18 protein-coding genes are annotated in these 17,715 nt (G+C 66.5%); 12 read left to right on the top strand and 6 right to left on the bottom strand.

Annotation, left to right across the window (positions count from 1 at the left end):
• The first annotated feature begins 21 nt into the window (after positions 1–21).
• From CHB69_RS06935 to CHB69_RS06925, 3 genes are all read left to right on the top strand, one after another.
• Positions 22–1,191, top strand: a complete 1,170-nt coding sequence (locus tag CHB69_RS06935; RefSeq protein ID WP_089215259.1) for a sterol desaturase family protein — start codon at positions 22–24, stop codon at positions 1,189–1,191.
• Between the two features lie 392 nt (positions 1,192–1,583).
• Complete coding sequence (locus tag CHB69_RS06930; RefSeq protein ID WP_089215258.1) at positions 1,584–1,973, top strand: hypothetical protein; 390 nt, start codon at positions 1,584–1,586, stop codon at positions 1,971–1,973.
• A gap of 74 nt (positions 1,974–2,047) precedes the next feature.
• The gene (locus CHB69_RS06925; RefSeq protein WP_089215257.1) at positions 2,048–4,045 is read left to right on the top strand and encodes a TonB-dependent receptor family protein; all 1,998 of its coding nucleotides are present in this window, start codon (positions 2,048–2,050) and stop codon (positions 4,043–4,045) included.
• A gap of 65 nt (positions 4,046–4,110) precedes the next feature.
• On the opposite strand, the gene CHB69_RS06920 is transcribed toward CHB69_RS06925, so the two are convergent.
• Positions 4,111–4,995, bottom strand: coding sequence for a sterol desaturase family protein (locus tag CHB69_RS06920; protein ID WP_089215256.1), 885 nt, complete (start codon positions 4,993–4,995; stop codon positions 4,111–4,113).
• 69 nt (positions 4,996–5,064) lie between these two features.
• On the opposite strand from CHB69_RS06920, the gene CHB69_RS06915 reads away from it, so the two are divergent.
• The 8 genes from CHB69_RS06915 (at position 5,065) to CHB69_RS06880 (ending at position 12,144) form a co-directional block, all read left to right on the top strand.
• Positions 5,065–5,715: a Crp/Fnr family transcriptional regulator gene (locus CHB69_RS06915; RefSeq protein ID WP_170935465.1), complete on the top strand. Its 651-nt coding sequence runs from the start codon at positions 5,065–5,067 to the stop codon at positions 5,713–5,715.
• 18 nt (positions 5,716–5,733) lie between these two features.
• Positions 5,734–6,504 carry a molybdate ABC transporter substrate-binding protein gene (gene modA / locus CHB69_RS06910; RefSeq protein ID WP_089215254.1) on the top strand — a complete coding sequence of 257 codons (771 nt, stop codon included), beginning with the start codon at positions 5,734–5,736 and terminating at the stop codon, positions 6,502–6,504.
• Between the two features lie 123 nt (positions 6,505–6,627).
• Positions 6,628–7,323, top strand: a complete 696-nt coding sequence (gene modB, locus CHB69_RS06905; protein WP_089215253.1) for a molybdate ABC transporter permease subunit — start codon at positions 6,628–6,630, stop codon at positions 7,321–7,323.
• Complete coding sequence (locus tag CHB69_RS06900; RefSeq protein ID WP_089215252.1) at positions 7,313–7,933, top strand: molybdenum ABC transporter ATP-binding protein; 621 nt, start codon at positions 7,313–7,315, stop codon at positions 7,931–7,933. Before modB ends, CHB69_RS06900 begins: the two co-directional genes overlap by 11 nt.
• 39 nt (positions 7,934–7,972) lie before the next feature.
• Positions 7,973–8,845 (top strand): phenylalanine 4-monooxygenase, encoded by an 873-nt coding sequence (gene phhA, locus CHB69_RS06895; protein WP_089215251.1) that lies wholly within the window; start codon positions 7,973–7,975, stop codon positions 8,843–8,845.
• Positions 8,846–9,003: 158 nt separating this feature from the next.
• Complete coding sequence (locus CHB69_RS06890) at positions 9,004–9,663, top strand: DUF1013 domain-containing protein (protein WP_245836592.1); 660 nt, start codon at positions 9,004–9,006, stop codon at positions 9,661–9,663.
• Between the two features lie 7 nt (positions 9,664–9,670).
• The gene (locus CHB69_RS06885; protein ID WP_089215250.1) at positions 9,671–10,798 is read left to right on the top strand and encodes an MBL fold metallo-hydrolase; all 1,128 of its coding nucleotides are present in this window, start codon (positions 9,671–9,673) and stop codon (positions 10,796–10,798) included.
• Between the two features lie 92 nt (positions 10,799–10,890).
• A complete protein-coding gene (locus CHB69_RS06880; RefSeq protein WP_089215249.1) occupies positions 10,891–12,144 on the top strand; it encodes a multidrug effflux MFS transporter in 1,254 nt (417 codons plus the stop codon).
• Positions 12,145–12,160: 16 nt separating this feature from the next.
• Here the strand turns inward: CHB69_RS06880 and CHB69_RS06875 are convergent, their stop codons facing one another.
• A complete protein-coding gene (locus CHB69_RS06875; protein WP_141133929.1) occupies positions 12,161–12,385 on the bottom strand; it encodes a hypothetical protein in 225 nt (74 codons plus the stop codon).
• Positions 12,386–12,830: 445 nt separating this feature from the next.
• Here CHB69_RS06875 and CHB69_RS06870 point away from each other — a divergent pair, with 445 nt between their 5' ends.
• On the top strand, positions 12,831–14,000 hold the full coding sequence (locus CHB69_RS06870; RefSeq protein ID WP_089215247.1) for a DUF481 domain-containing protein: 1,170 nt from the start codon (positions 12,831–12,833) through the stop codon (positions 13,998–14,000).
• A gap of 157 nt (positions 14,001–14,157) precedes the next feature.
• Here the strand turns inward: CHB69_RS06870 and CHB69_RS06865 are convergent, their stop codons facing one another.
• The 4 genes from CHB69_RS06865 to CHB69_RS06850 form a co-directional block, all read right to left on the bottom strand.
• Complete coding sequence (locus CHB69_RS06865; protein ID WP_089215246.1) at positions 14,158–14,613, bottom strand: VOC family protein; 456 nt, start codon at positions 14,611–14,613, stop codon at positions 14,158–14,160.
• A gap of 4 nt (positions 14,614–14,617) precedes the next feature.
• Positions 14,618–16,141, bottom strand: a complete 1,524-nt coding sequence (locus tag CHB69_RS06860; protein ID WP_089215245.1) for a fumarate hydratase — start codon at positions 16,139–16,141, stop codon at positions 14,618–14,620.
• 190 nt (positions 16,142–16,331) lie between these two features.
• Positions 16,332–17,213, bottom strand: coding sequence for a hypothetical protein (locus CHB69_RS06855; RefSeq protein ID WP_212541898.1), 882 nt, complete (start codon positions 17,211–17,213; stop codon positions 16,332–16,334).
• Positions 17,214–17,217: 4 nt separating this feature from the next.
• Positions 17,218–17,682, bottom strand: a complete 465-nt coding sequence (locus tag CHB69_RS06850; protein ID WP_089215244.1) for a Fur family transcriptional regulator — start codon at positions 17,680–17,682, stop codon at positions 17,218–17,220.
• Between the last annotated feature and the right edge of the window lie 33 nt (positions 17,683–17,715).

Below are 17,715 nucleotides of genomic sequence, written 5' to 3'. Positions count from 1 at the left end.
CGATGGTGAGGGACGGCGCAAATGGCGAAACGCGACTATCTGCAAAATCTGATGCGCGACCTCGAATCGCACACCGAGGTGCGGCGGTTCGGGAGCGGGTGGCTGTCGGGCTTCTTCGCGCTGCTGTTCGCGATCAGCGGTTTCTTCATGGTCGTCGCGCTGCGCTTTCCCGACTGGTTCGCGACCCCCGAGCTCGAAGTGGTCAAGGGCTGGACCGGCTTTCGCGGCGCGGTGCATCTCGTCCTGCTCGCGAGTTACGGCCTGTCGCTGCTCAGCCTGCTGCTGCGTCCGCGCAAGATACTCGGGCTCACCGCGCTGATGATCGGTCTCGCCGCCGCGCTGATGGGCGGGGCGAACGTCCAGCCCGCCGAGACGCGCGACTGGGGGATTTTCTTCGGGCTCGACTTCTTCGTCGTGAACCTGCTCGTCACCGGCTTCATGTTCGCGCCATTGGAACGCGCTTTTCCGCATCGCCGCGCGCAGCGGCTCTTCCGCACCGAATGGCGCGAGGACCTGTTCTACTATCTCGTCAGCACGATGTTCGTGCAGGTGCTGGGCTTCCTCGCGCTCGCGCCGCAGGCGTTCGTCAACGACCATACGAGTAGCTGGGCGGCGTTCCGCGCCGGGGTCGCGTCGCTGCCGTGGGTGGTGCAGTTCGCGATCGTGCTCGTCGCGTCGGATTTCGTGCAATATTGGTTCCACCGCAGCTTCCACCGCTTCCCTTTCCTTTGGGGCTTCCACGCGATCCATCACAGCGCGAAGTCGATGGACTGGCTCGCGGGGTCGCGGATGCATTTTGTCGAAATCATCCTCTTGCGCTCGATCACCTCGCTGCCGCTGTTCACGCTCGGGTTCAGCCCGTCGGTGATGCAGGCCTATATCGGCTTCGTCTATGTCTGGTCGTCGCTGCTCCACGCCAATGTCGGGGGCAATTTCAACCGGCTCGGCCACTGGCTCGCGACCCCGCGCTTCCACCATTGGCACCACGGGCTCGAACGCGAGGCGTTCGACGTCAATTTCGCGATCCACTTCCCCTTCCTCGACAAGCTGTTCGGCACCTTTCATCTGCCCAAGGATCGCTGGCCCGAAAATTACGGCATCCCCGAAGATGTTCCGAAAAACTATGCCGGCCAATTCCTCTATCCGTGGACGCGCACGGGAAAGAAGACCGACGGGGCGCCGGCCGAATAGGGCGCCAGGGCAATCGCATAGGATCTCGCCGCACCCCCTGTCTCGTCACCCTGAACTTGTCTGGCGATTATCCCTATTGCATCCATATGCCCTGTCATTGCGAGCGAAGCGAAGCAATCCAGAGTGTGCGTAAACCGCTCTGGATTGCTTCGCTTCGCTCGCAATGACGATATCCAGAATACGGATGCGAAGGGATTATTCGCCAACTTGTTTCAGGGTCCATGGTCTGCCCTTTCTAGCTTCGCGGCGCTTGTTCAAAGGATGGGCCATGGATGCTGAAACAAGTTCAGCATGACGAAGGGCTGGGAAGGAGCAAAGCCTTATACGATTGCTCTGAATGGGACGATTTGTCCGCTTGTCAGGCGGTAGCGTGCGCCATAAGGGGCGCTTCCGTGGGCATCCTCGCCGCCTTGCGCCGTCCCGGCATCCTGCTGCTGCTTCCCGTGCTGCTGGCGCTCGCGGCGCGCACCTTCGTCGCGCCGGGCTGGATGATCGAGAGCGATGCGAGCGGGTCGATCACCGTGCGCGTCTGTTCGGACCCGGCGAACCCCGGCGCCACCTTGACCATCCCGCTCGAAAAGAGCGGCGATCACGAGGCGTCGAAGACCCAGCATTGCCCATGGGGCGCGCTGGCGGTGGCGCCGATCGTGCCCGGCACGCCGGTCCTGCCGCCGATGCTCGCGCTCGCGATGCCCGCGCCGGCGCCGGCGGCGCTGTTCGGCTTCGCGCCGGGCGCCGCGTCGCCGCTGCCGCCGAGCACCGGACCACCCGCCTTCGCCTGAATCCAGCCTGACCGGCCGGCCACGCAGTCCCGCGTGCGCCGGTCCGCACCTGTATTCCATGCGAAGGATTAAATATGAAAACCGAAGTGACCCGCGCGGCGCCCCTGCTGGCGCTCGCCCTTGCCATGCCCGCGGCGGCCGATGCCGCAGACGCCGACCGCACGATCATCGTCACCGCGCCCGGCGAAACCGACGCCGCCGAAGCGCGTGCCGACAAGACCCCCGGCGGCACCGACGTCGTCGCCCATGAAGATTATGCCGACAAGTCGATCGTCTCGCTGCGCGACACGCTCGCTTTCTCGCCCGGCGTCTATCTCCAGCCGCGCTTCGGGCAGGAGGTGCGCATCGCGATCCGCGGCTCGGGCCTCTCGCGCGGCTATCATATGCGCGGGATCACGCTGCTCCAGGACGGCGTGCCGATCAACCTCGCCGACGACAATGGCGATTTTCAGGAACTCGAACCGATCTTCTTCGACCATCTCGAAGTCTATCGCGGCGCCAATGCGCTCCGCTTCGGTTCGGGGACGCTCGGCGGCGCGATCAATGGCGTGACGCCGACCGGACGCACCGCCGGGGGCGTCTATCTGCGCGGCGACGCCGGCAGCTTCGACAGTGTTCGCGGCCTCGTGTCGGCGGGCGTCGCGAGCGATCGCGTCGATGCGTGGGGCGCCGTCAGCGCCGACACGTCGGACGGCGACCGCGACCATGCGCAGCGCCACAGCCTGCGCTTCCACGGCAATGTCGGGATGCAGCTGACCGACCGGATCACGACGCGCCTCTATGCGAGCTACAATAATATCGATCAGCAGCTTCCCGGTGCGCTGACCTATGACGAGGCGTTGACCACGCCGCGTCAGGCCAATGCGGGCAGCGCCGCGGGCGATCAGGCGCGCGACATCGAATCGCTGCGGCTCCAGAACCGCACCAGCTTCGATTTCGGGCGGGCGAAGCTCGACGTCGGGGTCTTTCTGAACGCCAAGTCGCTCTATCACCCGATCTTCCAGCTCGTCGATCAAAAGAGCGTCGACCGCGGCGGCTATGTCCGCCTCGACTATGCAGGCGGACCGGTCGAGGCGACGCTGGGTGGCGAGCTGCGCGTCGGCGACGTCAATTCGAAGCGTTTCGTCAACAATGCCGGAAAGCGCGGCGCCAGGACCTTCGACGCGAAGCAGGATGCGCGCACCGCGACCCTCTATGGCGAGCTGCGCTTCAAGCCGGTCGAGACACTCTCGCTGATCGCAGGCGGCATCTATGCCGACGGGATGCGCGAGCAGCACGAGACGTTCAACGGCTTCGCGGGCGGCGTAGTGGACAACTATGGCCGCGCCGATTTCGACAGCTTCTCGCCGAAGTTCGGGCTGTTGTTCGAGCCCGTGGCGGGCGTGCAAGTCTATGGCAATTACAGCCGCTCGGCCGAATTCCCCGGCTTCATCGAGCTTGCGCAGGTATCGACCTTCGTGCCGCTCGACGCGCAGTCCGCCTGGACGGCGGAGATCGGGACGCGCGGGCAGGCGGGGATGCTGAGCTGGGACCTCTCGCTCTATCGCGCCGATGTGAAGAACGAGCTGCTGCAATATACGGTGAGCGCCGACATTCCCGCCTCGACCTTCAACGCGGGCAAGACGCGGCACGAGGGGATCGAGGCTGCGGTCGAAATCGCGCCGACCGATTGGCTGCGGCTGCGGCAGGTCTATAGCTACAGCAATTTCCGTTTCCGGGGCGACGTCGAGTTCGGCGACAACCGCCTTCCGGTCGTGCCCCGCCACGTCTACCGCGCCGAACTGCGCCTCGGAACCGACGCGCTGCATATCGCGCCGAATTTCGAATGGGTGCCGAAGGGGCCTTATGCCGACTACAGCAACACCGTGCGCACGCCGGGCTATGTGCTGCTCGGCTTCACCGCCGGTGCGCGCGTGACCCGCAGCATCGACGCCTTCCTCGATGTGCGCAACCTGACCGGCAAGAAGGCGATCGGTGACATCGGCGCGGTGATCGCCGCGACCGACGCTTCGGCAATCTATTACCCGGTCGAACGCCGCGCGGTCGCTGCCGGCCTTCGCGCGCGGTTCTAGAAGAAATGCTGTGTGCTCCCGCGCCGCCTTCGGCTCCGCGGGGACACACGCCCTTATACTCGAAGCTACGCCGGTTCGGCCGCCGCCCGCTGTGATGCGGACGCGACCGGCGCGGCGCCGGGGATCACCGCATTCACATCCTTGTTCTCGGGAAAGATCGGCCACAGCAGTTGCTGGCCCAGCGTCGCGGGCGGCAGATCCTCGACGCCGTAGCTTTCGGGGAAGCGCCGCGTGATCTTGGCGGTTCCGAACAGCACGTCCCAGAAGAAGAGCAGATTCCCGTAATTGCCCTTGTAGTTCACGGCGGGGTCGCTCGCGTGGCGGCCGTGGTGCGCATGGTGCGTCGCGGGGGTGCTGATCGTGCGTTCGACCACCCACATCACCGGCGCGAGCGCCTTGATCCGATAGAGCGGCGCGTCCCACGCGACATCACTGTGCGCGCCGATGATCACCGCCATCTTCACGATCAGGTAAAAGGCGTAGAACCAGCCGAGCCCCAGATAGACGAGCACCCCGGCAGTCCAGAGGTTCGGCATCATCGCATAATAGATGATGTTGTTCCGATAGACGAGCCGCACGCTCATATAGCGCGCATTATGGTGCGCGCGGTGCAGGTTGTAGAGCCATGGCGTGCTGTGCGATGCGCGGTGCCACCAATATTGCGCCATATCCTCGCAGACGAGGAACAGCGCGAGCGCGGCATACCAGGGGGTATCGACCAGCGCGCCTTCCCAGGCGGGGAAGAAGGCGTGGCCCAGCGCACCGACCGCGAGAAGGATCGCGGGCTGGGTCACCGCCAACAACGCGAACATGCTGACGATCTCGACGATCGCGTCGTGGCGCGACTGTTCGGGCTTGGCGAAAAATTGCGTGCGCAGGATCTCGATCAGGCAAAAGACCAGGTAGATTCCCGCGACAATCAGGCTCGATTGGGCCGAAGTCAGATGCATCCCGTATCTCCCGCTGCGATGCGCGCCACTTGTCTTTTGCCGGCAGCTGTCACAAGAGGGCGGACAAGAATGCAAAGAAGTTATCAGTTGACCCTTGCCGAGCGCACGCGGCTGTCCGCCGACGAGCGCGCGCGCCTGCTCGGGCTGGCACCCGCGCGCAGCTTCGCCGACGGGCAGTTCGTCCAGCATCAGGGCGACCCCGGCGATGCCTTCTGGGCGGTGATGGAAGGACATGTGCTCGTCGGGCGCTATGCGGAGGATGGCGGCTTCACGGCTTTCGGGGTCATCGGCCCCGGCGACATGTTCGGCGAGCTCGCCTTCTTCACCGGCATCCCGCGACAGGCCGACGCGGTGGCGAGCGGGCCGGCGCGGCTCGTCGCCATCGACCGGCCGCTGCTGCGCCGGCTGATGCAGGAGGATGTCGGCTGGGCCGAGCTGCTGTTGCGCAGCCTGGGCCGCCAGCTCGCCGTCTCGCTCGACATCATCGACGCCGAGCGGCGGCTGCCGGTCGCCGAACGGCTGCTGCGGCTGCTGCGCGCGATGGCGGCCGACGGATCCGACGGTGCAAGCGTCCGCGCGACGCAGCAGCAGCTCGCCGACCTGCTCGGCGTGTCGCGCGTGACGCTCGGCGCGGCACTGCGCGAACTCGCCGCGCGGGGCCTCGTCGAGCCGGGCTATGGCCGCATCGCGCTCAAGGCGCCGCTTTCGCCTGCGGGGTGAGGCGGCTATAGCCGGGACATGCCCGCCCTTCTTCGCCGCCGGTTCATGCTCTTCCTCGCCGCCATCCTGCTCGCGCCCGCCGCGCACGCCGCCGAGCGCGGCCCGCTCGTCCTCGCGGCGGCGAGCCTTCAGGAATCGCTCACCGCCGCCGCCGACGCCTGGGCGGCGAAGGGGCATGTGCGGCCGATCCTCTCCTTCGCCGGATCGTCGGCGCTCGCGCGGCAGATCATCGCCGGCGCACCCGCCGATCTCTTCCTGTCGGCCGACGAGCCGTGGATGGATGCGGCCGAGAAGGCGGGGCGGATCGAGGCGGGCACGCGCACGACGCTGCTCGGCAACCGGCTGGTGCTGATCGGCCCGGCGTCGGGCACGCTAAGGCTCGCCCCGGCGCGCGGCTTTCCGCTCGCGCACGCGCTCGGCGGCGGACGGCTCGCGGTGGCGAATCCCGACGCGGTGCCCGCGGGCAAATATGCGAAGGCGGCGCTGACCGCGCTCGGCGTGTGGAACGGCGTCGCGGGCAAGCTCGCGCCCGCTGAAAATGTCCGCGCCGCGATGGCGCTCGTCGAGCGCGGCGCGGCGCCGCTCGGCATCGTCTATGCGACCGACGCGAAGGCATCGAAGCGGGTGAGGGTGGTCGGCGTCTTTCCGGCATCGAGCCATCCGCCGATCCGCTATCCGGTAGCGCAGCTGAAAACCTCGCGCCATCCCGACGCGGCGGCTTTTCGCGCCTTCCTCGTATCGAAGGCGGGCCGCGCAATCTTTGCGCGCTATGGCTTTTCGGCGCCCTGAACGCATGTGGATGCAAACCGACCCCGTCATTGCGAGCGCAGCGAAGCAATCCAGAGTGTGCGTAAACCGCTCTGGATTGCTTCGCTGCGCTCGCAATGACGGCCAGAAAATGATCGCGCCCTGATGCTGTCGGCGGAAGAATGGGGGATCGTCGTCCTGTCGCTGAAGGTCGGCGGGGTCGCGGTGCTCGCGACGCTGCCGATCGCCTTTGCGCTGGCGTGGGTTCTCGCGCGCTATCGCTTTCCCGGGCGGCTGCTGGTCGATGGCCTCGTCCATTTGCCGCTGGTGCTGCCGCCGGTCGTCACCGGCTGGCTCCTGCTCATCGCCTTCGGTCCGCTCGGCCCCGCCGGCCGCTGGCTCGAAAGCTGGTTCGGGGTCAGCGTGATGTTCCGCTGGACCGGCGCGGCGCTCGCTGCGGCGATCATGGCGCTGCCGCTGATGGTGCGCGCGATGCGGCTGTCGATCGAGGGGATCGACCGGCGCTACGAGGGCGCGGCGCGCACGCTCGGTGCCGGGCGCTGGCACGCCTTCCGGACGATCAGCCTGCCGCTCGCGCTGCCCGGCGTGCTCGCGGCGCTGGTGCTCGGCTTCGCGCGCTCGATCGGCGAGTTCGGCGCGACGATCACCTTCGTTTCGAACATCCCGGGCGAGACGCGCACCCTGCCGCTCGCCATCTATTCGGCGTTGCAGGTGCCGGGGGCCGAGGCGATGGCGACGCGGCTCGCGCTCTTTTCGGTCGCGCTGTCGCTCGCGGCGCTGATCCTTTCCGAATGGCTCGTGCGCCGCACTCACGCCGGAAGGGTCCGGCATGGCGATTGAGATCGACGTCGCGAAACGGCTCGGCGATCGCACGATCGCCGCGGCCTTTACCGCCGGTCCCGGCCTGACCGCGCTGTTCGGCCCGTCGGGGGCGGGGAAGACGAGCCTGCTCAACATGGTCGCGGGGCTGCTCCGCCCCGACCGCGGGCATATCCGCATCGGCGAGCGGACGCTGTTCGGCGCCGGCATCGACCTGCCGCCCGAAGCGCGGCGCATCGGTTATGTGTTTCAGGACGGGCGGCTCTTTCCGCATCGCCGCGTGCGCGCCAACCTGCTCTATGGCCACGATCTCGCCGCGCCCGCCGAGCGCTGGATGAGCCTCGACGAAGCCGCCGCCTTCCTGGGTATCGCGCATCTGCTCGACCGCTGGCCGCGCAGCCTGTCGGGGGGCGAGGCGCAGCGCGTCGCGATCGGCCGCGCGCTGCTGCGCGGGCCGGAGATATTGCTGATGGACGAGCCCTTGTCGTCGCTTGACGCGGCGCGGCGCGGCGGCATCATGGCGGTGATCGAGCGCATCCGCGACGAACTCGCGCTGCCGATCCTCTATGTCAGCCACGACCGCGCCGAGGTCGACCGGCTCGCGACGCAGGTGGTGGCCATCGGAGAATAAAGTTTCACTTGAAACCAATTTCGTGATAGAAGTGACGCCATGGAGAGCGACTTTACCCACGTCCACGAAACCCCGCCGCCGGGCGCCGCGCCCGACTGGACGATTGCGCAGGATTGGGGGGCGTTCACCGCCGACGAACATGCGATGTGGGACCGGCTGTTCGCGCGACAGTCGGCGATGCTGCCCGGCCGCGCGTCGGAGGCGTTCCTGCGCGGGATCGACGTGCTCAAGCTCGAAAAGCCGGGCATTCCCGATTATCGCGAGCTCAATGCGCGGCTGACGGACGCGACCGGCTGGCAAGTCGTCGCGGTGCCTGGGCTCGTCCCCGACGACGTCTTCTTCGACCATCTCGCGAACCGGCGCTTTCCCGCGGGCAATTTCATCCGCACGCCGCAGCAGCTCGATTATCTGAAGGAACCCGACGTCTTCCACGACGTCTTCGGCCATGTTCCGATGCTCGCCGATCCGGTGTTCGCCGACTATATGGTGGCCTATGGCGAGGGCGGGCTGCGCAGCCTGAAATATGACGCGCTGAAGCAGCTCGCGCGGCTCTATTGGTATACGGTCGAGTTCGGTCTGATCCGTGAGGGCGGGGGCCTTCGCATCTATGGCGCGGGCATCGTCTCTTCCTATGCCGAAAGCGTCTTCGCGCTCGATTCGGACAGCCCGAACCGCATCGGCTTCGATTTGGCGCGCGTGATGCGCACCGATTACCGGATCGACGATTTCCAGCAGAATTATTTCGTCATCGACAGCCTCGAACAGTTGCTCGACGTGACGGTGAACACCGATTTCGCGCCGCTCTATGCCGCCAACGCCGCGCTGCCGCCGATTCCGATCGCCGACATCCTGCCCGGCGACGCGGTAATCACGCGCGGCACGCAGGAATATGCGCTGGCAAAGAGCGGGTAAGCACGGACGACTTTTTCCGGCGATTGCGATAGGGTCGGCGCCGAACCCGTCGAATCCGCAGGGCTTGCCGCTTTGGCCAAACCGGTATAAAGCCGCCGCCAATGTCCGGCCGCCCCGCGAGGGGCGGCCCTTATTATTTCCGCCCGTGGAGACTAGTCATGGCCAATGCCAATCCGACCCCGCTGATGCCGCACGCGACCGCCGCCTGGCTGGTCGACAACACCGGCCTCACCTTCGCCCAGATCGCCGATTATTGCGGCATCCACATCCTCGAGGTGCAGGCGATCGCCGACGAGACCGCGGCGACCAAATATACCGGCCGCGACCCGGTCCGCGCGCACGAGCTGTCGCTCGAAGAGATCGAAAAGGGCCAGAAGGACCCCAATTACAAGCTCAAGATGAGCGTGCAGGCGCAGGACACGATCCGCCGCACCCGCGGGCCGCGCTACACGCCGGTCAGCAAGCGCCAGGACAAGCCCGACGGCATCGCCTGGATCCTGAAGAACCATCCCGAAGTGTCCGACGGCGCGATCGGCAAGCTGATCGGCACGACGCGCAACACGATCGGCGCGATCCGCGACCGCAGCCACTGGAACAGCGCGAATATCGTCCCCAAGGATCCGGTGACGCTCGGCCTCTGCTCGCAGCGCGAACTCGATGCGATCGTCGCCAAGGCGGCGAAAAAGGCGGGGATCAAGGCGCCCGAGGACAGCCGCCTCGAAGGCGACCGCGAAGCGCTGCTCGAGGAGCTGCGCGCCGAACGCGCCGCGGCCGCCGAAGCGCTCGAAGCCGAGGAAATCCACGAAGAGCGGGATTGATCGCGGCATGGCGGGGCGCGGCGACGACGACGGCATCCCGACGGGCACCGGCTCGCCCGACGCCTCGCTGACGCAGGACGACAGCTTCACTGCGACGAGCCACGCGGGCCTCACCTATCCGTGGGGTGAGGCCGCGCCCGGCGCGGGCGAGACGATCCGCGTTGCGAACGGGATCAGCTGGGCGCGCATTCCGATGCCGGGCTCGCTTGGCCATATCAACAGCTGGCTGCTCGACGATGATGACGGGATCGCGGTCGTCGATACCGGCATCTGCCTGACGCTCTGTTCGGATGCGTGGAAGGCGCTCTATGCCGGCGCGCTGTCGGATGCGCGCATCACGCGGGTGATCGGCACCCACCTCCACCCCGACCATATCGGGCTCGCCGGCTGGATCGCGAAGAAACGCGGGGTCAAGCTGTGGATGACGCGCGGCGAAATGCTCACCGCGCGCACGATCGTCGGCGACACGAGCGACACTGTGCCCGAAGAGGTGCTCGTCCAGTCGCGCGCCGCCGGCTGGAGCGAGGCGGCGATCGAACGCCAGCGCGGCGAGGGCTGGGGCCGCTTCGCCGCGATGATCTTTCCGCTGCCGCGCAGCTATGTGCGGATCAAGGACGGCGATTCGCTCGACATGGGCGCGCACAAATGGCGCGTCGTCACCGGATCGGGCCACAGCCCCGAACATGCGTGCCTGTGGAACGAGCGCGAGGGCGTGCTCGTTTCGGGCGATCAGGTGCTGCCGCGGATCAGCTCGAACGTGTCGGTGAACATCACCGAACCCGACGCCGATCCCCTGGGCGAATGGCTCGCGTCGATCGACAAGCTGCTCGCGACCGTCCCCGCCGACGTGCTCACCTGCCCCGCGCACGGCGAGCCGTTCAAGGGGCTGCACGTCCGCCTGACCGCGCTGCGCGACGAGCATCGCATGCGCCTCTACAAGCTCGCCGAGGCGGCGGCCGAGGCGCCGATGCGCGCGGTCGACACCTTCCCGCTGCTCTTCAACCGCCCGATCGGCGAGCATAATCAGGGGCTCGCGACCGGCGAGGCGCTCGCGCATCTGAAGCGGCTCGAGGTCGAGGGGCGCGTGACCAGGGAGGATCGCGACGGCGTCTGGTGGTATCACGGCGTCGCATAGTCGGCGTAAACCCCACCGACCGTAGGCGAATAGCTATGAAGCGCCGGTCGGCTCTGGCCAAAAGAGCCGATCCTGTTCATAGCGTTGCCGCAATGCACAATTCGACTCGTCCCTCGTCCGCCCCGACGGCCCGGCTTCCCGGCGACCGCGAGATGGTGCTGATGATGGCGATGGTGATGGCGCTCAACGCGCTCGCCATCGACTCGATGCTGCCCACCCTGCCGGCGATCGGCCAGGCGCTTGGCGTAACCGTGCCCAACGACCGGCAATATGTGATCTCGGTCTATCTGCTCGGCGTCGGCTTCGGCTCGCTCGTCTACGGGCCGCTCGCCGACCGTTTCGGGCGCAAGGGCGTCCTCGTTCCCGCGCTCGTCGCCTATACCTTGTTCGCGATCGGCTGCGGGCTCGCGACGAGCTATCCGATGCTGCTCGCGCTGCGCTTCGGCCACGGCCTCACCAGCGCCGCACTCGGCGTGATCGTCGTTGCGGTGATCCGCGACCTGTTCGTCGGCGATGCGATGGCGAAGCGCATGTCGCTGATCTTCCTCGTCTTCATGATCGTGCCGATCATCGCGCCGTCGATCGGCGCCGGCGTCGCCGCGATCGCGGGGTGGCGTGCCATCTTCTTCCTCTTCGCCGCGATGGCGCTGCTGATGCTCCTCTGGCTTCGCCGCCTCCCCGAAACGCTCGAGCCGCACGACGTGCGCAAGCTCGACTGGCGCACGATGGTCGCGGGCTGGGTGACGGTCACGCGGCACCGCCGCGCCGCGGGCTATATGATCGCTTCGGGGCTGATGCAGGGGGCGCTGTTCGGCTATCTCAACAGCAGCGAACAGATCATCGCCGAAGTGTTCGACGCGCGCACATTGTTCCCGCTGATCTTCGCCTGCGTCGCGATCGGCATCGCGATCGCCAATTTCTCGAACGCGCGCATCGTCGAGCGCTTCGGCGCGCGCCGCGTGTCGCAGACGGCGGTCTTCGCCTTCATGGCGACCGCGGCGATGCAGATCGTCGCGGCATTGAGCGGCGCCGAGACGCTGGTGATGTTCACGGTGCTGATGATGGTCAACGTCGGCCTGATCGGCTTCATCGGCAGCAATTTCGGTTCGATCGCGATGGAGGATTTCGGTCATATGGCGGGCGTCGCATCCTCCTATCAGAGCTTTGCCAAGACGCTGCTCGCCGCGGTCGTCGGTGCTGCGATCGGCCAGCAATATGACGGCACGACCCTGCCGCTCGCCTATGCCTTCATGCTCTGCGCGGCGGTCGGCCTGGCGCTCGTGCTGTGGGCCGAAGGCGGCAAGCTCTTCACCCGCCCCGGAACCGCGCCGAAAAGCCCTTTCTGAGCAATGCCGTGCGGCATCAATCGCCGCGATGCATCACCCAGCTGAACGCCATCGCGTTGAAGATGGTATAGAGGCCATAGAGCATCAGGGCGGTGAACCAGTTCCGCGTCGCGATTCCCATCGCGCCGACGAGCAGCAGGAATTCGAAGACATAGGTGACGTGCGGCCCGACCTTGTCGGCGAGCGGCTTCACCATCTGTTGCACCAGCGGATCGTCGCTCTCCATAAAAGCACGGTGCATCGCGAAATTACCGACTCCGGCGCAAAAGATGGCGAAAAATGCGATCAGCATAGGATTGCACATGGGGGGTAATACCAAGATGCAATGATCGCAACCTATGAGGACGGTCTTCTGGCGGTTCCCGGCGAGGAGCGCCCGAAGGGGCGATGCGGTGCATCGTGCCGAGGGCGTGACGCTGTCCGGGGGGCGCCAGAAGACCGCCCGCAGGGTTGCCAGTCCCGTCCGCTGGACGTCGTCGCAGCGTCGCGACGATGAACCACATCGCCGCTTCCGCTGCTCCTCGCCAGCAAACGGGACTGGAAATCCTCATAGGTTGCGATCATTGCATCTTGGTATAGGGGTGGAAATGCCAGTCGCTTTGCGCTTATGAGCGGGCCGGGGGGAGGCGAAGCCCCTCGATCCGATCGAGAGATCCTCACCTCCTCCCCGGCGAAGGACCCGTTCGATGAAGAAATTTGCACCGCTGTCGGCATTTGCCCTGCTGCTCGCTTCGGGCGCCTCGCCAGTGCGCGCACAGATGGCTGACCCGACGGTGTCGCCGCTGCTCATCCCGCCAGCGGTGACGGGCCTGGTGCTCGAAACCGCACCCAAGCCGCTGCCCGACGCCGTGCGCGCGATGATCGAGGCCGCGCTCGATGGCGGCAAGAAGAGCGAGGTCGACACCGTGGTGTCGCTCGCCAAAGCGACCAATCCGCGCTCGATCGACGACATCGACGCGATCCTCGCCGCCTTCGAGGCGCGGCGTCAGGGCGACCTCGCGGCCGATCCCGATCCGGTCGGCGACATGCTCGCCGCGGCGATGGCGAGCAAGAAGGACGGCGACGTCGAAGCGGTCGGCAAACTTGCAAAGAAAGCGCGGCCCGACAAGGCGGCGGAGATCGACGCGATGCTCGCCGATTATCGCGCGAAACGCACGCAGGAAAAGGAGGCCGCCGCCGCTGCCGAACGCGAGCGGCTTGCGAACGCGAAGATCTGGGAAAACTGGAAGGGCGAGGGACAGATCGGCGCCTCGCTGAGCAGCGGCAACACCGATTCGAAGGGCCTCAGCCTTGGCGTCGCGCTGACGCGCAAGGGGCTCGACTGGAACAATCGCGTGATGGCGCAGGCCGATTATCAGCGCACCAATGGCAAGACGACGGTCGAGAAGTTCATAGCCGAATATGAACCGCAATACCGGCTCAACGACCGCACCTTCGTCTTTGGTCTCGGCCGCTGGGAACGCGACCATATGCAGGGCTTCGACGCGCGCTGGAACGTGTCGGGCGGCCTCGGCTACAAGGTGATCGACGGCAAGGCGATGACGCTCAACCTGAAGGCGGGGCCGGCGTGGCGCCAGACCGACTTCATCGACGAGCCCGACGACAGCGAAATCACGGGCCTCGCCGGGGTCGATTTCGGATGGCAATTGTCGCCGGCGCTGAAGCTTACCTCGACCGCCTCGACGATCGTCGGCGAAACGACGACCTCGACCAGTTCGCTGACCGCGCTCAATGCAAAACTGTCGGGCGCGCTGACCGCGCGCATCGCCTATTCGGCCGCCTATGACACGCATCCGGCGCCGGGCGTCGAAAAGCTCGACACGCTGACGCGCTTCACACTGGTCTACGGCTTCTAGAGCATCGTGCCGGAAATCTGCACCGTCTCCCCGAGCGAAGACGAGGGGCTCGTTCGAGCGGAGCGAGAACCGCAGCGTCGCAGCCTCGACTTCGCTCGGCAGAGCCCCTCGTCTTCGCTCGGGGAGACGGGTCGATTCAGATTTCCTGCAATTTGCTCTAATCGAACACTTCGGCGCCGCCGATCCGTTGCCCTTCGGCAAGCAGGCCGGCGCCGGGGACGTGGTTGAATTCGATGCGGATGCCGTCGGGGTCCTCGAACAGGATCGAATAATAGCCGGGCGCCCACGGCTCTTCCTGTGGCCCATGGACGAAGACGATGTCGCTGCGGTCCTTCAGGAAGGCATAGAGGCGGTCGACCGCGTCGCGGTCGCGCATCCGGAAGCAGGCATGGTGCAGCCCCGGTGCGCCCTGGTCGAAGCGCTTGCCGGCATTTCCGGGGCTGCCGGTGCGGATGCCGATCGCGGTGCGCCCGCCGACGCCATAGAGCATCGCGTCATTGTCGAGCACCAGCTTGAGCTCGAGATAGCGGATGACGTCGCGCCAGAAAGCGGTCGAACGTTCGAAATCGCCCGCGGTCAGGATGACGTGCGCGACGCCGTTGAGGTCGGACATGGCCTTACGCTCCCTCCAATAACCCCTCGTCCCTGATCCGCTTCTGCCACACCAGCGGCGCGTTGACGTGGACATTCTGGCCTTCGCTGTCGACCGCGACGGTGACGGGGAAGTCCTTGACCTCGAATTCGTAGATCGCCTCCATGCCGAGGTCGGCAAAACCGACGACCTTGCTGCCCTTGATCGCGCGCGCGACCAGATAGGCGGCGCCGCCGACGGCCATCAGATAGGCGCTCTTGTGCTTCGCGATCGCCTGGGTCGCGGCGGGGCCGCGTTCGGCCTTGCCGACGCAGGCGAGCAGGCCCTGTTCGAGCATCATATCCATGAACTTGTCCATGCGCGTCGCGGTCGTCGGACCCGCCGGCCCGACGATTTCCTCGCCCACCGGATCGACCGGGCCGACATAATAGATGACGCGGCCCCTGAATTCGACGGGCAGCTCCTCGCCCTTTGCCAGCATGTCGGCGATGCGCTTGTGCGCGGCATCGCGGCCGGTGAGCATCTTGCCATTGAGGAGCAGGCGGTCGCCCTGCTTCCAGTTCGCGACCACCTCGGGCGTCAGCGTGTCGAGGTCGACGCGCTTCGCAGCGCTGTCGGGCGCCCATTCGATCTCAGGATAGTCGGCGAGCACCGGCGGTTCGAGGAAGGCAGGGCCGCTGCCGTCGAGCGTGACATGGGCGTGGCGCGTCGCGGCGCAATTGGGGATCATCGCGACGGGCTTCGACGCGGCGTGGGTCGGCCAGTCCCTGATCTTGACGTCGAGCACGGTCGAAAGGCCGCCGAGCCCCTGCGCGCCGATGCCGAGCGCATTGACCTTTTCATACAGCTCGATGCGCAGCTCCTCGAGCGGCGAGGCGGGGCCGCGCGCGAGCAACTCGGTCATGTCGATCGGGTCCATCAGCGATTGCTTGGCGAGCAGCATCGCCTTTTCGGCGGTGCCGCCGATGCCGATGCCGAGCATTCCCGGCGGACACCAGCCGGCGCCCATCTGCGGCACCATGTCGAGCACCCAGTCGACGATGCTGTCGCTCGGGTTCAGCATCTTGAACTTCGACTTGTTCTCGCTGCCGCCGCCTTTCGCCGCGACGTCGATATGCACCTTGTCGCCGGGCACCATCTCGACGTTGAGCACCGACGGGGTGTTGTCCTTTGTGTTGACGCGGCTGAAGGCCGGATCGGCGAGGATCGAGGCGCGCAGCTTGTTGTCGGGGTGGAGATAGGCGCGGCGCACGCCCTCGTCGACGACCTGTTGCAGGCTGCGCGGGGAGTCGAGGCGGCAGTCCATGCCCCATTTGATGAAGACGGTGACGATGCCGGTATCCTGGCAGATCGGGCGATGACCCTCGGCGCATAGGCGGCTGTTCGACAATATCTGCGCCATCGCGTCCTTCGCGGCGGGCGACACTTCGCGCTCGTAAGCAGCCCCGAGCGCGCGGATATAGTCCATCGGGTGGAAATAGCTGATATACTGGAGTGCGTCGGCGATCGTCTCGACCAGATCGTCTTCGCGGATGATGACGCTATTCATGCAGGCAGTCCTTCGTCCGTTGTTCGGATTCGCGGGTTTCCCTAGACCCGGCGTCCGGCCACGAAAAGGGGGGTATAAACCGTGTGCTCCCGCGAAGGCGGGAGCCCATCTCCCGACGGCCCAATCTTGCACCGGTCGGAGATGGATCCCCGCCTTCGCGGGGACACACGAATGTTCACAGGCGTTTCAGTCAAAGATGATCATGTCTTAAACGCTTGCGGCCGAAACGGCTGGCGGACGTGATCGGGGCAAGCTCGCGGGGCGGGGCAGTGCGCCGTGGCGGCGGTGCCGGTTCGAAATCGGCGAGCGGACGTCCGTGCGCGAGTGCGCGCCAGCTGCCGATCGCGGCGAGCGCGAACAGGCCGATCCAGCCGGCGCCGACCGCTGCGGGCAGCGTCCAGCCGAACGCCGGCGGCGAAACCAGCGCCATCGGAATCGTGATCGTCGGCGCCATGACGAGCGAAGCGGGAAGCTGCCAGCGGGGGCCAAGCTCGGTCATGCCATAGGCGATGACCAGATTGGCGAGGCCGAGCAGCACGAACTTCGCGCCGGCCGGCCCCGGCAGGCTCGCCATCGAAGGCGAATAGTCGCCGAGGGTGAAGGCCGATTGAATCTCGAAGAGCAGCGCATTTTCCCAGGCGTCGCACAGCGCGGCCGCCAAGGGCAGCGCAATGGCCGCGAACAGCACGCGCGACCGCAGCTCGCGCCACAGGGCATAGATGCCGCACGCCAGAAAGCCGGCGTAGAAGAGCAGGAAGAGACAGTCGCCCTCATTCCCCGCGCGCATCGCGGCGAGCCGCGCGACCTGCAGCGGGTCGCTTTCGCGGCCGAAGACGGCGAGCAGGTCGGCTTGGCCGCGCGCGAATTCGAAGGCGAGCACCGGCGAGCCATAGCCGTCGGCGAACCCCGCGCCCGTCGCCGGGAAGATCTGCGCGAGTTTGATGCCGAAAAGCAGCACCGCGATTCCAAAGGCCAGCGCCGCATACCAGGCGCGTGCGGGCGCGGGTGCGCGAAGCCGCTGCGCCTCGAACCATTGCTGGAGCCGCGTGCCGTCGGACGCGGCGCGCATCATCGCCTCACTGACACTCGGCGCATTTGCCGCGCACTTCGATCACCGGACGTTCGGCTGAAAAGCCCGTCGCCTCGGCCGCGGCGCGGACGCCGCCTGCTATCTTGTCGTCGTCGACATGCACCGCGGCGCCGCAGCTGTCGCAGATCAGGAAGATGCAGTCGTGCAGGCAGCCCGGGTGGCTGTTCGCGACGAAGGCATTCGCGCTCTCGACCCGGCGCACCAGATTGTTCGCGACGAACAGGTCGAGGATCCGGTAAACGCTGTTCGGCGCGACGCGCTTTCCGCGATTTTGCGAAACGATGTCGGCGATTTCATAGGCGCTCGCGGGCTTGCCGATTTGGGCGACCGCGTCGAAGATGGCGGCGCGCATATCGGTCCAGGCTTCGCCGCCCTTCTCCAGCGTGTCGCGCGCCGCTTTCGCGAGCGAGGCGCCGCTGGCTTCGATATGCTTATGCTCATGCTTGCCCATGGCCGATCCTCTGCGCGCGGGGGGAGAAATGCC

The organism is Sphingopyxis indica, assembly GCF_900188185.1.
GTDB lineage: Bacteria > Pseudomonadota > Alphaproteobacteria > Sphingomonadales > Sphingomonadaceae > Sphingopyxis > Sphingopyxis indica.
The sequence above is the reverse complement of the archived record's forward strand: the minus strand, read 5'-3'. Positions and strand labels throughout refer to the sequence as shown.